This window comes from Nitrospira japonica, assembly GCF_900169565.1.
Lineage (GTDB): Bacteria > Nitrospirota > Nitrospiria > Nitrospirales > Nitrospiraceae > Nitrospira_C > Nitrospira_C japonica_A.
In genome coordinates this window covers 2,329,073-2,344,397 of the sequence record NZ_LT828648.1, presented here as the reverse complement: position 1 = coordinate 2,344,397, position 15,325 = coordinate 2,329,073, and the positions used below count along the sequence as shown (strand labels likewise).

Genomic DNA, 15,325 nt, shown 5'->3' with positions numbered 1-15,325 from the left:
TGCAGTCGAATCGGCAGATGGGTAAAGGCTAGACCTGGTCGACCGATTCACCCGCGAACGTGTGATCGCTTCCGGCGACCATTGCCATCTCTCCTTCCTCGGACTGAAACGGCGCTGGTTCCATGGAATCGGAAGGCGAATCTGAAGAAGACTCGGCAAGGGACTCGGAGGGAGACTCTGAGTCGGCTGGTTCCGCTTGCTGCTCGCCGACGATCGTCACGTCTTCGATGGGCAACATGGCCTGCTCCGCCTCACCCAGTTCCTTGAACTCGCGAAGCGGCGGGAGTTGGCTGAGGTCCTGCAAGCCGAAATGCTCGAGGAAATATTTGGTGGTGCCGTACATGATCGGCCGGCCCGGCACTTCCTTCCGTCCGACGATACGAACGAGTTTCCGCTCCAGCAGCGTCCGAATGACGCCGGAGGTTTCCACGCCGCGGATTTCTTCGACCTCCGCACGAACCAGCGGCTGCTTGTATGCGATGATCGCCAGCGATTCGAGCGCCGATCGCGAAAGCCGCTGAGCCGTTTTGGCCTTCTCCAACCGTTTGAGCCAGGGCGCGCAATCCGCCTTCGTGGCAAGCCGATAGCCTCCGGCGACTTGGACCAGTTGGATCCCCCTGCCGTCGTGCGCCAATTGCTCCCGGAGATTGTTGAGGGCCTGCTGCACTTCCGCTTTGGAGACGGTCCCGATGGTCGTCGCCAGACGGGCGAGCGGCATCGGCTCGCCGGAAACGAACAGCAGGGCTTCAAGAATCGCGGTGAGCTCCATCTGATCGGAAGCGTGAGCCGCGACCGCATCCGGCGCAACGACCGCCTCCTCCGTACTCGGACCGGTCTGCTCGGAAGCGGCCGCCTCCGGCCGTTCCATATTCCCGCTTTCCTGCAGTTCGGTCTCGCTCATGCTTACCTCCATTCCGAATCGTCCAGTTCCGCCGGTTCCGGCACCAACGAGAAATTGCGCGAGACCAGGATCGGCCCGAAATTTTCCGGCTGGTACACACGGGCCGTCCGCAGTCTGATCAATTCCAACAGCGCAAGAAACGTGACGATGATCACCAGCCGGTGCGACGACGCCTCGAACAGCGCCGCGAAGCTCACCGACTCCCGTCCCTCCAGCGCCTCAAGAATCGTGTTCATCCGGTCGCGAACCGTGAGGTTGTCGGGGATGATTTCCATGAGCGACTTGCCGGGATTCCGATTGAGTATTCCCTGCAGCGCGTCCACCAGATCGAACAGGCTCACGTCGTCCAGCGTCTCTTCTCCCGCGGGCCCTTCTTCTTCCTGCGGCGCCGGAGCCCTGGTATAGATTTCCCGCCACATGCGCTCCTGCGAGTCCAGCTGGCGGGCGGCATCCTTGTAGCTCTTGTATTCGAGCAACCGCCGCACGAGTTCCTCGCGCGGATCCGGCCCGTCATCCTCGTCCTTCACGGTTTCGTCGACCGGCAGCAGCATCTTCGACTTGATCTGGAGCAGCGTGGCGGCCATGACCAGAAACTCCCCCGCAACGGAGAGATTCAACTCGGTCATCGTTTCGAGGTAGTCGAGGTACTGGCCGGTGATCAGCGCGATGGGAATGTCATAGATATTGATCTCGCTCTTCTTGATGAGATGCAGCAGAAGATCGAGCGGCCCCTCGAAATTCTCGATGCGAACCTGGTATGGGAGCTCGGTTTGACCGGCTCCTTCGAGCTGGTTATCCACAAGCCGCCTTATACCAGCTTTGGGAGATTGGAGCAAGCCTCTGCCTATTAGTTGTGGTCGGCGGGAGCCATTCCACTCATCGGGATCGGATCAGATAGGCGATCAGCGCGGCGCTGATGACGAGCAAGGTCAGGGTGATCCCGTACTGCATCGGCCGGTCCTGGCCTCCGGGCGCCGGCGGCTGATCCCGGCGCGTGACCCTGGCGAATTTGGCCTCTTGTTCGAAGACCGTGCCGGAGAATTCGTCGCGCCCGGCGAAGCGCGCGTCGTCGAAATCCGCGATCGCGCGGAAGACCGTGCCCCGAAACCTGGCGTCGCCTTCGAAGCGCGTGAAGGTGAAAAATGCCTCCCGTTCGAACCGCGCGCCGGAAAAATCCGCTACGCCGTGAAAGACACTCCCGGAAAATCCGGTTCCGGATGCGAATGCCGATCCGGTGAAATCGGCGTCCGGGTGAAATTCGACCTCGAGGAACTCCGCGAGCCCGTTGAACCGTGCGTTCCGGAACGCCGCCCGGTCGTGAAACCGTGCGCGATGAAATCTGGTGTGAGGACCGAACGCCGTGCCCTCGGCCGTCAGGCCCCGGAGAAACCCGGCCCGGACGAAGTAACATTCCCGGACACACACGGCATCCGAGAGCGTCACCGGCTGCAGAAACTCCGCGTGGGACAAATCGACCGTTCGTTCGAACCGTGTCCCACTCAGGTCGACGGCTCCCTTGACGATCAGCGCGTCCCGCTCCGTTCCATGCCGCACCGCCCCGCGAACGATTGAATGCGTCACCGACAGAGCACCGGGAACCACGCGCGCAGTGCTTGCCGGATCGATTGGCTGACGTTCGCTCCCGGGAGGAAGGGCCCCGAGATGGAGTTCATCCAAGCGCAGATCGCCCTCGATCACCACCCCGGCGAGATCAATCGATTTCCCTTGCTTGATGGCGGCCAGCACTTCAACGGCTTGGACCTTATACCGTTCACGGTCATGCTCGGTGCAGTCCGAACTGAGCCGCTTTTTCAAAGTGGATGAGGCTCGATCAGAAGCCGTATCGATCCGGCACGATGCCGCCGATACGACGGCCGGCATGCAGACCCACAGCAGACAGCCTGCCAGAACTCCGACGGGCGCGCGCATCCACATGCCGCCCCTTATACGAGATGCCAGAAAGCAAGGCAAGGCGACGAGCCTTTATCTTTACTCCCCGTGGGAAGTTGCTACACTTTCCCCCATGACAGGCCGGGACGCAGTTCTCAATGGATCAAGATCACCGCACCTGCCGTTTCGACTACCCCGGATCGGGCTGCTGCTCGCAATCAGTCTGGGCCTCATGCCGGCCGCACTTCCTTTACCCGTTGCAGCCGAGCACACGGTCGAGCTGCCGATGTTGGGAGCGATTCACGCAAACGATCGGGGCGTGTTCGAGGTGCTGCTTATGGCGTGGGACGGCAAGAGCGATCCGGCGCCGCCGCAACTCCAATGCGTGATGGGCGGCGTGCGATTCGGGCAAACTCAACTCGGGGCAATGGCGCAGGCCTTTACCTATGCGATGCAACGGACTTCCGGCTTCCCGCACGGGGGCACCGTGACGGTGCGAGGGGCGGCCTACCGGCCGGTGGGAAGCGACGGCCCGAGCGGCGGTGCGGCCATGGCCGTGGGTTTCATCGCCCTCTTCAAAGGAGATCGAATCCAGCGCGGCATCGCCATGACCGGCACGCTGGAACATGACGGAAGGATCGGCACCGTCGGCGGAATCCCCGACAAGATCCGCGCCGCAAAGCGGGAAGGGTATCACACGGTCCTGGTTCCCGGCGGACAACTTCACGATGCCGGATGGAATCTTAACGAACTGGCGCTTCACCTCAACATCGCCGTGAAGGAAGTGCACACGGTCGATGATGCCTACCACCTCATGACCGGCAATCGACTCTAGCAGGATGTTGAAAAGTCCGCTCCCGGCCTCCGACGCCAACAGGAACAATTGCCGATCGGAAGGACGGCAGTGCCGGCACCGCCGGAGAGCCGTTACGCGCTGGAATCGGCCGGCAACTTTGCGGCGATCGCGTCGAATTCCGCCTGGGTCACGCGGTGCATGCCAAGGCTGAGCCGGCGCGCCAGTTCCGTCTGATCCGGAATCTGCAACACGTCCAAGAGCACGGCCTGGCTCACCGTCGAAGGCAACGTACGCCGGCGAATCTCTCCGATCCGCACGTAGCCGAAGCGTGCTTCCGTCCGCAATTCGTCCTTGAGGAAATCGTCCAGTTCGGAGAAGTCCCGTACCGGCGGCAAGATCTTGAATTCCGCGCACACACCGATCTTGAGCGCATAGACCAGTCCGCGGGAATGCGGCTCGAGATAGGTTTGGAGGTTCGTCCGGATCAGCGAACTGCAGAGTCCCCAGACGCCGTTCGAGAGCTGGATCTCCGCGCTTTCCTGGGACGTGCGCTCGCGCAAGGCGCCGGCGATGAACAAGAAATGGCTCACCTCACGCTCCTCGTCTGATGACCGCCTGAAAGGAGGGCCTGGCGGGTAAAGACAGGCACGGCGTGCTACGGCGATAAGCCGGAGCGATCGCTCATGCCGACGTGATCAAAGACCAATCAATGGGTGCGGTAATCGTCGGAATCGTCCAAGAGGTCTTCCGACTTCTCGAGATAGTCGACGTCCTCTTCGTCATCGTCGAGCGTGAGGTCTTCTTCCATGTCCTCTTCCATCTCGCCGTCGCCGCCCATTTCGAGTTCCTCGTCGCCCATCTCGTCCTCGTCGAGTTCCGCCTCTTTCGGCTCAGTGACCGGCGGCTTGGCTGTCGGTTTGGAGGACACCGGCTTTTTGATTTCGTCGTCCACGGCGGGCTTCACCGGCTTCTTCACGGAGGGCGCCGCCGGTTTGGGGGCGGGAGCCGCTTTGCGCACAGGCTCTTTCACGGATGGCTTCTTCGCTTTTGCCGCGGAAGACTTCCCGGACGATTTCTTCGCAGGTGTCTTCGCCGCTCTCTTGCCGCTTGCTTTCATCTTTTTCTTCGCCGGTTGTTTTTTCGCTTTTGCCATTGAATGACTCCTTCACCCACTCCAAATGCTGACCGTGGTTCCATCTAGCATGAACGCTCTGCGTCTTGCAACGGCCTGTTGCCGTCATCGCACCGGCAGGGCGCCACATTCCTGATATCCCCGGTATACCTCCTGAGACTAAGGATTTTTTGTTCGAGCCGTTCTACGGACTGACCCAAACGGAAATGACGGCCGGAGCACTTTCGGCGCCCTTCACGCGGTCCGGCCCGGCCATGTCGATCACCGTCAACGAAAATTGGAAGAGCTTGCGCTCGGTCACCTTGGGCGCCATAAACGTCGCCTTCGCCTCGTCCACGCTCGATAAGGCCACGCGCGGCCCCCTCAGCTGCCTCCATTCATATCGCAACGGGTCCCCGTCGGGATCGCGGCTCCCCAGGCCGTCCAACACGACGAGATGATCGGACCGAACCTGCAACTCCCTCTCGACCGCCGCGATCGGCGGACGGTTCGGGCTGGGATCACCGTTGACGACCACCTGAATGGTTCCAATTTTTCCTTGGTTTTCGACCGTGACCTGAGCACGGCCGTTGCCGGTGACCGTCAAAATTCCCCCCTCGTCCACGGTGACCACCGCGTCGTCCGACGACGTGAACCGGCTCCCGGATGACGGGCCCGTGAGCGGGCGCGAGACGCCGTCGTCGTACTGGCCGACGACCGGCACGGACATCCGTTTTCCGATCGTGTCGAACCGCCAGGGCCGCTGAACGGAAAACTCGATCGCCCCCAGCGGAGCATCCGGTCTCACCTGCACGATCACTTCGTCGAAGTCCTCGGCAGTCCCCAACCGGCCCCTGGTCAATTCTCCGATGGCAAGCAGGCGCATCGCCCCGTTCGCCTCGGTCGGGACTTCGACATACCCGGAAAGCGGGGCGTCGCCGTCTGCGGTCCTGAACGGCGCCGGCAACGTCTGATGAGCATCCACCGGCTCTTCGTCGAGGCGATACCAGTAATAGCGGATGGCTCGGATGTTGACGTCGGTTCCGACTTGGACGGACACCGCCACGCGCGCCCCGGACCGGAGCAGTGCCTGTTCCGTCGGCTCGGTCAGGGTAAAGGCCTCGGCGACCCCCAAGACGCCGACGATCAACGTGCCCGCCAGCAGCCTCACCCATCCCACATCATGCACGACCGGCTGAACCATATTGATTGGATCTCACTTCGGGCGAACGGTCAGGAGCATCGTATACTCGTCCCCACGGGTCAAGACAAGGGTCGTAGTGAATCACAAGTTCAGTGCGGACCCGAGTGGATGTCTCCCCTTGATCAGCATGATACAATGATTATGTTTTAGGTTAGGATTGAGGTAATGCTTATGACACTCCGCATTTTCATGGCCTTGGCCATACTTGTGCTCGTGGGAGCCGGTCCGACGACGGCCACCGCCCCTTATACGTCCATCATCATCGACAGTGGCTCACCATACTTTGTCCCGAAATCCGCCACCGTCTCCAGCGGGTCCACCATCAGGTGGGAAAATCCGACCCCGACCGAACATACGATCACGCATACCGGATGCATGGAGGACGGCGCGCCCTGTGCCTTTGATTCCGGCCTGGTCCTTCCCAACGACAGCTTCACGATCCAGGGACTTGCTCCCGGGAAATACCCCTACATCTGCCGTGTGCATCCGATCATGTACGGCATTCTTACGGTGACCGACTCGCAACAGCCTTCCCAATTGTGATCGACTGACTCATTCCATCTCCCATCGGGACTCTGCTCCTTGTCTCCCGCTGACGACAGCGAGCCGCATGTCGTTTCACATCTTGCGGGACCCGCTCGTCCTCATGTAGGCTGCGACGCTCGAACCGGAACTCTTATCCATGAAACCCGCCGTCGCCCTCCACGAACCACGCTCTCTTGAGGGAGAGACCCTCTCGCTTCTGTCCTGGCACATCCCCGACCTGGTTGCCTATCAGCACAGCGAAGACGAATGGTGGTTCGCCCCGCTCGACGACAATCTGCCGATCGTCCGGCTCAACCGGACCGGGCTTGAAATGCTCACATCGATGAACGGGCATACGACTGTGCGCGCGCTGCTGGAGAAGTACGGATCAAAGGTCTGTGGCCCGGATGGAGAGCCGGGACGGTGGCACCTGGAACGCTGGTCGCTCCCCACCTATTCCCTCTGTTTCTACGGAGCCGAGCCGCCGGGAGGACATCGACACAAGGCCAAGTGGGATGTACTGCTCCAGCAGATCCGGGAAGGCTGGTCCGGGCAGGAAGGATTCGAAGGCGAGGAACACCTCGAAGATTTTCACGCGCACGAACTCACCGAAGGCGGCGAAGACGACGGGCATTTCGATCTGATCGAAACGACCGTCTCCCACCTGTTCCGTGAACCGAACGAGACGCTCAACGGTCTGTCGTACGGACGGCTGCTCATGCAGAAGTTGCGCCGGCTCGGCTGGTTCAGTCCCAAACCGAAGGTACTGGTGGAGATCGGCGGAGGACTGGGGTATGTGGCGCGAGAGCTCGGCAAGGAACTGCTGCCGTTTGAAAAGCAGGGCGTGAAATACCTGTCCGTCGACATTACCAAGCCCTTTCTGAAGCGACAGTTGGTCCGTGCGGCCGAAGGAGGCTGGTCCTGCACCGGCGCCCGGGCAAATGGTGAATTCCTGCCTTTCAAAGATAATTCCGTCGATCTCGTCATCGATAATGAAAACATGGCCGACATGACGCCGGTCAAGTTGTCCAGACGGGAATTGACCTCCGGCAGCGGCGACACGCCTCAACATCAGGAAGCGCTTGACTGGATCAGGCGCATGCGACTTCCCATCGGCAACGACCCGCCCGACGACGTCATCTTTAATCTCGGCCCCCTGCGATTTGTCGCGGAACTCTGGCGGGTACTCAAACCGGGTGGACGGGCGTTCCTGACGGAGTTCGGAATCGAGGACGGCTGGCCTGCGCCGGTGAAATTACCGGGCCATACGGAATACGAGGTGCAATACGCCCACCTGCGGCAGGCCGTACGGTGGCTCGGTTTTCAGGAGCAGTTCCTCACGCTCCCGCAGTTCCTGACGATCAAGCCGAGCGTGAAGGTGCTGTGCACGGGTGCCGCCTATACCATCCAGCGATTCTGCCGGGGGATCAACCGGCCCTTTATCGTCCGAGCCTATACCGAACGTGAGATCCAGGAGGCGTTGGGCGACATGCTCCCGCGATTGCAGGGCCTCCATTATCACGACGTGGCAGACCCGGCCTGGTTCGGTCTCATCGATTTCAAAGTCTTGTTATTGGAAAAACCGGGAGGCGCGCCGCGGACCAATTTTACCGAGACCAATGGTTACCGCTGGTACGCCCAACGGTGAGCGTGGCGGATCGGCCCGCCGTTCTACATGGGCCGGCAGGTGCATCCGTCTTGTACGGTCGCCTCATCGGTCACAACTGAGTCGTGAAAGGAGTCCGGCCGGCGGCCAGTCGGTCGGCGAGCGTCAGTAACACCCCTTCGCGCAATCCCAAATCGCTCACCAGACATTCCTTCTCTCCTAACGCGTCCATGACCGTTCGGATGATGACCGCGCCGGCGGCGATGACGTCTTCGCGGTTCTTTTCCAATCCAGGCAAGCCGACACGAGCCGCTTTGGTTCGGCCGAGCAGTTGCCTTTCCAGGTCGACGATGATTTCCAACGTCAGCCGATAATTATGGATCCTTGCCGGCTCGTAGGAGGACAGCCGCTGCGCCATCGCCGCAAGCGCAGTGATCGTTCCAGCCGTGCCGACGAATGTGAGGCCGGCCCGTGAGGGCATGTCGGCCATGGCCCGTTCCGTTTCTTGCCGGACCCATTCGCGAGCCCGCTGAATCTCCTCCGCCGTGGGCGGATCGTGGTGCAGGATTCGCTCGCTGAGCCTGACGACGCCGATGTCGATCGATTTCACGACAGGCTGCCGCCCGGGCCGATCAAGAATGAATTCCGTGCTCCCTCCGCCGATGTCGAGCCCCAGAACCCCGGTCACGCCGGCGGGCAGACCTGAACGAATGCCGCGCATCGTGCGGCGGGCTTCTTCGTCACCTGAGATGACATCGACGGTGAGTCCGGTCTCACGCGTGACGAGCGCGAGAAACTCGCTTCGATTCGCCGCATCGCGCACGGCGCTCGTCGCCACCACGGCGCAGCCGTCGATCCGATGCTCGCCGACGGCTTCGTGCCATCCCTTGAGACAGTGCACGACGCGCTCCATCGCGGCCACGCTCAATCGTTTCGATCGGTCGACGTCCTCACCCAGCCTCAGGATCCGGCGCTCGGCGTGGACTGCCTTGAGGCGGCCGTCGGGCAGAAGATCCGCGATCAGCAATCGGCAGGTCAACGTACCGATGTCGATTCCGGCGAGACGCACTGGGCTCACTCGGAATTTCTGATTTCGCGCATTTCCGCCTCGAGCTTCCGGCCCGCGTGCTTGAGTTGATGGATCTCGGCCACGAGCCGGCCGACCTCCGCGTCATACAGCACGCGCTCCGCCGGCTCGCCCGCCTCGCGGAGATCGACCGCGCGCTCACCCAGGTCACGATAGAACTCGATGAGACGTTGATCGATTTTGCGCGCCTCCAGACGCAACCGCAGGAGTTCGGTTTCTTCCAACGCCCGATTGGCGGCCTGGGCCGTTCCCAGGCGCAACGTGGCAAGGCCGGCCTTCAAATCATGCTTCAACCGTTGCAGCAACCCCATTCTTTTTCCTCTGTCCGTTCTCTTCTCTCCCTTGGGAAAGGTCTTTCACTCAGCGGGTGCCTCGACCAGGTGTCTATTTGCCCGCAGCGTAAGGGACCCACTGGGGGATGGGTGGAGCGAGGACAAATAGACACTGGTCGGGGGCAGGCCCCGCGCTTTTTAACTGACCGATCCCAACTCCAATTTCTTGCCCCACCGTCTGATCATCGCCTCGCGCAAGCCTCGATGCGCCGGGGCGGACAATGTTCCGTCGTTCTTCACCAGGGCAAACGCCTCCTGTCGAGCCTGCTGGAGCAGGTCGGCATCACGGATCAAATCCGCCACGCGAAATTCCGGCAACCCCCATTGACGATAGCCGAAAAATTCCCCTGGGCCGCGGATCTTCAAATCTTCTTCGGCGATGACGAATCCGTCGGTCGATCGCACCAGCGCTTCCAACCGATCGCGGGCCGGGACACCCGCTGTATCCGCCATGCCGTTGACTCTCTTGGCTCCGCCCCCCCGCGAAGCCATGAGCAGGCAATACGACTGCTGCTCGCTGCGTCCGACCCGTCCTCTCAATTGATGAAGCTGCGCCAACCCGAAACGCTCGGCATGTTCGATCAGGATGACCGTAGTATTGGGGACGTCGACGCCGACTTCAACGACGGTGGTCGAGACCAGGACTTGCAATTTGCCACTCTTGAAGTCCTCCATCGTCCGATCCTTGTCCGCCGACTTCATCCGCCCGTGGAGGACCCCCACGTGAAATTCGGACAGCTCTTCCGCGCGAAGCCGCTCCGCCCCCTGAATGGCCGCCTGTAAATCGATTTTCTCCGATTCTTCGACCAGCGGGTAGACCACATAGGCCTGGCGGCCCGAGCGCACTTCGTCCTTTAGAATCTGATAGGCGCGCCGCCGCTGCGACTCCTGGTAGAGAAAGGTTCGGACCGGCTTGCGGCCCGGGGGCAACTGATCGATGACCGAAACGTCGAGATCTCCATAGACGGTCATGGCCAGAGTTCTGGGGATGGGAGTGGCCGTCAGGACGAGCACATCGGGGGTATATCCTTTCTCGGCCAGGGTCTTTCGTTGCAGCACGCCGAACCGGTGCTGCTCATCGATCACCACCAGTCCGAGCTTGGCGAAGGTGACGCCCTGCTGGATCAAGGCATGGGTCCCGATCGCCACTTTGGCCTCTCCCGATGCGACCCGTTCGCGCGCCGTCTTCCTATCGTTCGCGCGCCCGCCTCCGCTGATCAGCGCCACCGACAATCCCAGCGTGTCCAGCAAGCCCTTCAGATTCCGGTAGTGTTGTTCCGCCAATATCTCCGTGGGCGCCATCAGCGCCGCCTGATATCCTGACCCGCAGGCCAGCACCATGGCGTGCAGCGCCACCATCGTCTTGCCGCACCCCACGTCTCCCTGGATCAATCGATTCATCGGCTTCGGCGATGCCATATCGGCCAGGATGTCGCCGATGACCCGCTGTTGCGCGGTGGTCAGTGTGAACGGAATGCGCCGCGACAACGTGGTCAGCAATGCCGTCTTGGGATTGAACCGCATGGGCTTGCGTTCTTCCTTGAGCATACCCTGCCGTGCCGCAAGCGCCAGTTGCAACAGGAGTAGTTCCTCGAACGCGAGCCGGCGATGCGCTGCCGTCAACCCGCGCTCCAATGCGGGCATCGGCGTACCCGGACGCGGGAAATGCACCTCTTCGATCGCCTGGTCGATCAACGGCAGCCGATAGCGGGCTCGCATCGCAGTCGGAAGGATTTCCTGGAGCCCGGTCGTATAGGCGTCGAGCAACCCTTTCGTCAGCACCCGCATGTGTCTCGACGTCCAGCCCTTCGTTTCATGATAGATCGGCACGATCCGCCCGACGTGCACGGGAGCTTCCGCGTCAGATCCGACGACCTCGTACTGAGACACGTCCATTCTGATGTCCACCCACCCCCGCGCCCCGGCGACGATGCGGCCGGTCAACAACACCGTGACTCCGACGGTGAGAATCGGTTCCAGGAATGATTGATTGAAAAACACCGCCTGCATACGACCGGTCCGGTCTTCTACAAAAATGTCCAGGATACTGAGCCGGCGATGCCGGGCGCGTCTGGCCTCGCTGCGCACGATGATGCCGCAAATCGACGCGTCCATCCCGGGTGCGAGCCGTCCGATCGGCGTGATGACGGACCGGTCCTCGTACCGCCAAGGAACGGTCCACAGGGCCTGTTCGACCGTTTCGATTCCAATCCGCTGAAGCAGGGCGGTGCGCTTGGGGCCGACCCCCTTCACAAACCGAATGGGGATCGACCAGAGGGCGGCACGAGGCCCGCCTTCCCCACCGGACAGGCCGGCCGGCGCGGTAGGAGCCTCGCCAGGCGGAGGCCGGTGATTCATGGTCCGCAACGCCTGAACGATTGCGGCAGCCTCACGGAGCCGCCGCTGCTGGTTGGCGGGCGAGAGCGTGCCTTGGTCCCCACCGAACAGATCCCGCAACTTCAGCAGCGAGGCCTCGACCGCCCTGGGATAGGACTGCCTGGACAACGTCCGCATGACCTGATCGGTCACGAAACTGTCGAGATTCTTGATGAGGGGGAGACGCGCGCCGGCGTCGCGGGTGGCGAACTCGATCGGACGCGCCAGACGATCCAGCCATTGCTGGAAGGGCTCGGAAGGTTCGGCCTCGGCTGGGCGCCACATGTCGGCGAGGATCGTATCATAGGCCCAAGGTGGGCTCAACGACGGCGTCTGATGATTTGCCGACAATTCTTTGCCGCACTATTGTTGGGTGTTAGACTCGAAAGCACATCGAGAGACCCGTCAATTCATGTATCGCCGAAACATCTCGCACCTCCTCTACAAGGTCGCGCTCGTCGTGGCCTTGATCATCATTTACGGGGCATGGTTCAAGCCTACGTACCTCCAGCGACCGCCCGGCCAAACCCGGGACGCCCAGGAAGCGGAGACCAAGGCCCCGCCGGAAACCCTGCGCCCCGCCGAGGCGGTGGAACCGCCCCCGAAGCAGACGAGGCTGATCGATCACAGCGTCGTTCCCCGCAGCAAGCATCAGGACTTCTTGGCCGCCATCCGCGACGATCTGGAGAAGGGCGACCTCGCCGCGGCCACGTCGAAACTGGACAATCTCTCCACCTCGACCACCAACGATCCCGCCGTCCGGCCCTACCTCGCCGTCCTGTGGAACAATGTCGGGATCGAACAAGAAAAGAGCAGCGGAACCAAGGAGTCCGTTCAGACGTTCAAGAGAGCCGCCTCGCTGGATCCGAAGAATCCTGTAATCCAATTGAATTTGGCCCACGCCTATTGGGAATTGCGGGACCCGGCCATGACGGTGGAGTTCCTCGACAGGCTGATCGCCCTGGCCCCGGACGAACCCTTTCCCCACTTGGCCATGGCGGAATTGCTCCAGGAACGGGATCGTCTGAAGGAAGCGGCGCAGCACCTCGACCAGGCGACGGAGCGCGCCGCAAAAGATCCGGCCGTGCAGTCCTATCTGAGAACCGTCACGGCCAAGGTTCGCAAGACGGATCAAGCGGAGGAACAGTTGACCAGCCGCGAGAGCGCCCACTTCATCGTCAAATTCGACGGGCAGGCGGATCACACCACCTGGACGACCGCGCAGGACATTCTCGAAGAAGCCTACCGGGAGATCGGTCAACGACTCGGACATTTCCCGTCGAAACCGATCGTCGTCGTGCTGCAGGCGGAGACGGCGTTCCAAAGTGCGACCGGAAGCCCGGTATGGGCGGACGGACTGTTCGATCCGGTTCTGGGCCGCATTCAGGTCCCCTCGCAAGGCGCACTGACGGATCGAGCCTGGCTCACCAAGGTGCTCCGGCATGAGTTCGCCCATGCCGTGCTGCACGACATGCAGGGACACAGCGGCAGCGCCATTCCCACGTGGCTGAACGAAGGGCTCGCCATGCAGCTGGCCGGCGAGCACTGGTCGGAAATCCAACCGGTCAAACACCAGGAGGTCGCCCTGATTCCGCTGACGGCGTTGGAAGGAGGCTGGAGCAATCTGACGCCGGAAGCGGCGTCAGTCGCGTATCTGGAAGCAAACTCCGCGGTCCACTACATGATCGATCGCTACGGCCTGCACGGAGTCAATCAGCTATTGGGCCATCTCAAGGCCAGACAGTCGCTCAGCGCGGCAATGCAATCCCAATTGTCCCTCTCGTACGAACAGTTTCAATCCCGCTGGGCCGACCAGTTCAAAGGGGAACTCGCCAAAGGCTAGCGTCAGATCTCTTCCCTGTTGGTTGAATCACTCGGCCCGACGAACCATTGCGGAATGACTCCGGCCTGGTCTTGGGCCAACTCCGACGATGGACTCCCGTCCTCCGTCTCGGCTATCCGATCTTCCCAGAGCAATTGCCGCCCGTTTTCATCGAACATCCGGATACGAAAATCGACGTCCTGGATATCGATCGGTCCCGGGTTCGGACCGAATACGCCGATACGTTCCGCGCGGACGCGCGCGCCCTCGGTCGAGAATTGATCGAACCACATCAGCCGGCCGGTATCACGATCGAGGACCCGGAGCAGGAAAAACGGCTGCCCTGCTGGGTCGGTTTTCTCAACCACCCGGGTGACGGTCGCCTGGGGCCGAACCGCGACCGCGACGGGAACAGCTTCTCCCGCCGAAGCGGTGACATTCAGGTTCAGGCGGCCTTCCCAGAGAAATTTCCCGTCCGCCGCGTCATAGACGCGGAGCATGAACTCGGATAGCCCGTCGGCTCCGATTCCGACTCCTCCGGCAACGATACGTTCACGCGGCTGTGGCATCGCTGGTGATCGATCGTCTTTGATGTCGAGTTCATACGATTCATCGGAAAGAATTTCGCCGGACTCCGCATCATACGTCCTGACGGTAATGACCGACGACTGGGCGTTTTGCACGCCAAACCCCGCCGCAACCGTCTTCCTGAGCTTCGATGAGTTCGGTAGGCTGCGCTCCCCGGCTTCAGCCTGAAACGGCAGCCCTGCCATCAGCAGAGCCACTGCCGCCAGCATCATCGACCCCAGCCCGAAGATTCGCGCGCCCCGGGATCCCGTTCGCCGATAGGAAACCGGCACGGGGTCCATGACCCTGAACTGCGATTCGACGAGTGACCGAACTGCAAGCCATAACCATGTAAAGAGCATGAGCTTCGTCCTCCTTGCCTGGCAGTGTCCCAGCAAGAGGCCCCAGGGTAAATTCCCCGGTATGGGCAAACAACCCCCGAAAAGAGGGGGGTGAGGATTTGAACGGATTTGTACGGATCGGTCGGAACGAGATGAGATGGTCAACCGTTAGGAGGAGAGGATGATGGCTCCTGTGGTAAGCGGGCCTCGCCGAAAAGTCGATACCGGTGCTTGGCGACCATGCGGTACAGCAATCTGGCCATCGGCCTGATTAACGGGAGGCGAAAGAAGCGGGCCAGAACGGCCCCGCCTCTCATGGCGGGAAGCAGCGGCAGAAACGCATCGAGCCCTGTCGTGATGGTGCCCGTCGAATCAATGAGAAACGCGACGTCAGGACGGCCCGGCCGATAGGCCGATCCAAGCAGCCGTCTTGCCTCCTCGCCGTCGTATGGAACCATTCGCACGGGCGTTTCCGACCGTCCGGCCGTCCTCTGTTCAAGCTGAGTCTTGGCCGTGACACAGAGCTGGCAATGGCCGTCATATACTAGGGTGCAGGGCGCCGATCCCTGAATGGCCGGTCGCTCGATATGATCGTGACGGTCCTTCATCCTCGTTCACACTAGCAGCCGGTGCGAGCGGGAACAAGCACGGTTGCCCCTCCAACAGGGCATGCGTATGATGCCCCATGCGCGCGGCGCTGACCATCATCCTGACCGGCTTGCTTCTGATCGGATTTGAAACCCGTCCTATGACGACCGGAGCGAATC

At 61.6% G+C, this 15,325-nt stretch carries 15 protein-coding genes; 4 read left to right on the top strand and 11 right to left on the bottom strand.

The window, feature by feature from the left end:
* Positions 1-28: 28 nt before the first annotated feature.
* From scpB to NSJP_RS11325, 3 genes are all read right to left on the bottom strand, one after another.
* Entirely contained in the window at positions 29-901 is an 873-nt protein-coding gene (gene scpB, locus NSJP_RS11335) for an SMC-Scp complex subunit ScpB (RefSeq protein ID WP_197685404.1), read from the bottom strand.
* Between the two features lie 2 nt (positions 902-903).
* Positions 904-1,701, bottom strand: coding sequence for a segregation and condensation protein A (locus NSJP_RS11330; RefSeq protein ID WP_155970117.1), 798 nt, complete (start codon positions 1,699-1,701; stop codon positions 904-906).
* Between the two features lie 76 nt (positions 1,702-1,777).
* Positions 1,778-2,836 (bottom strand): pentapeptide repeat-containing protein, encoded by a 1,059-nt coding sequence (locus NSJP_RS11325; RefSeq protein ID WP_080887005.1) that lies wholly within the window; start codon positions 2,834-2,836, stop codon positions 1,778-1,780.
* A 187-nt stretch (positions 2,837-3,023) separates the two neighbouring features.
* On the opposite strand from NSJP_RS11325, the gene NSJP_RS19520 reads away from it, so the two are divergent.
* Positions 3,024-3,626 (top strand): S16 family serine protease, encoded by a 603-nt coding sequence (locus tag NSJP_RS19520; RefSeq protein WP_172834290.1) that lies wholly within the window; start codon positions 3,024-3,026, stop codon positions 3,624-3,626.
* Positions 3,627-3,718: 92 nt separating this feature from the next.
* On the opposite strand, the gene NSJP_RS11315 is transcribed toward NSJP_RS19520, so the two are convergent.
* From NSJP_RS11315 to NSJP_RS11305, 3 genes are all read right to left on the bottom strand, one after another.
* On the bottom strand, positions 3,719-4,177 hold the full coding sequence (locus NSJP_RS11315) for a hypothetical protein (protein WP_080887004.1): 459 nt from the start codon (positions 4,175-4,177) through the stop codon (positions 3,719-3,721).
* Positions 4,178-4,293: 116 nt separating this feature from the next.
* Complete coding sequence (locus NSJP_RS11310) at positions 4,294-4,740, bottom strand: hypothetical protein (protein WP_080887003.1); 447 nt, start codon at positions 4,738-4,740, stop codon at positions 4,294-4,296.
* A gap of 163 nt (positions 4,741-4,903) precedes the next feature.
* Positions 4,904-5,902, bottom strand: a complete 999-nt coding sequence (locus NSJP_RS11305) for a PKD domain-containing protein (protein ID WP_080887002.1) — start codon at positions 5,900-5,902, stop codon at positions 4,904-4,906.
* Between the two features lie 165 nt (positions 5,903-6,067).
* Here NSJP_RS11305 and NSJP_RS11300 point away from each other — a divergent pair, with 165 nt between their 5' ends.
* Positions 6,068-6,445: a cupredoxin domain-containing protein gene (locus NSJP_RS11300; RefSeq protein WP_080887001.1), complete on the top strand. Its 378-nt coding sequence runs from the start codon at positions 6,068-6,070 to the stop codon at positions 6,443-6,445.
* Positions 6,446-6,584: 139 nt separating this feature from the next.
* Entirely contained in the window at positions 6,585-8,075 is a 1,491-nt protein-coding gene (locus NSJP_RS11295) for a class I SAM-dependent methyltransferase (RefSeq protein ID WP_080887000.1), read from the top strand.
* Between the two features lie 70 nt (positions 8,076-8,145).
* Here the strand turns inward: NSJP_RS11295 and NSJP_RS11290 are convergent, their stop codons facing one another.
* The 3 genes from NSJP_RS11290 to recG form a co-directional block, all read right to left on the bottom strand.
* The gene (locus NSJP_RS11290) at positions 8,146-9,111 is read right to left on the bottom strand and encodes a Ppx/GppA phosphatase family protein (RefSeq protein WP_080886999.1); all 966 of its coding nucleotides are present in this window, start codon (positions 9,109-9,111) and stop codon (positions 8,146-8,148) included.
* The gene (locus tag NSJP_RS11285; protein WP_080886998.1) at positions 9,108-9,431 is read right to left on the bottom strand and encodes a hypothetical protein; all 324 of its coding nucleotides are present in this window, start codon (positions 9,429-9,431) and stop codon (positions 9,108-9,110) included. The genes NSJP_RS11290 and NSJP_RS11285 overlap by 4 nt, the downstream gene beginning before the upstream one ends.
* A 159-nt stretch (positions 9,432-9,590) precedes the next feature.
* The gene (gene recG / locus NSJP_RS11280) at positions 9,591-12,113 is read right to left on the bottom strand and encodes an ATP-dependent DNA helicase RecG (protein WP_080886997.1); all 2,523 of its coding nucleotides are present in this window, start codon (positions 12,111-12,113) and stop codon (positions 9,591-9,593) included.
* A gap of 127 nt (positions 12,114-12,240) precedes the next feature.
* Between recG and NSJP_RS11275 the strand changes: the two genes are divergently transcribed.
* Positions 12,241-13,671: a peptidase MA family metallohydrolase gene (locus NSJP_RS11275; protein ID WP_080886996.1), complete on the top strand. Its 1,431-nt coding sequence runs from the start codon at positions 12,241-12,243 to the stop codon at positions 13,669-13,671.
* 2 nt (positions 13,672-13,673) lie between these two features.
* Here the strand turns inward: NSJP_RS11275 and NSJP_RS11270 are convergent, their stop codons facing one another.
* On the bottom strand, positions 13,674-14,579 hold the full coding sequence (locus NSJP_RS11270; protein WP_080886995.1) for a hypothetical protein: 906 nt from the start codon (positions 14,577-14,579) through the stop codon (positions 13,674-13,676).
* Positions 14,580-14,719: 140 nt separating this feature from the next.
* A complete protein-coding gene (locus tag NSJP_RS11265; RefSeq protein ID WP_080886994.1) occupies positions 14,720-15,166 on the bottom strand; it encodes a thiol-disulfide oxidoreductase DCC family protein in 447 nt (148 codons plus the stop codon).
* Positions 15,167-15,325 lie beyond the last annotated feature (159 nt).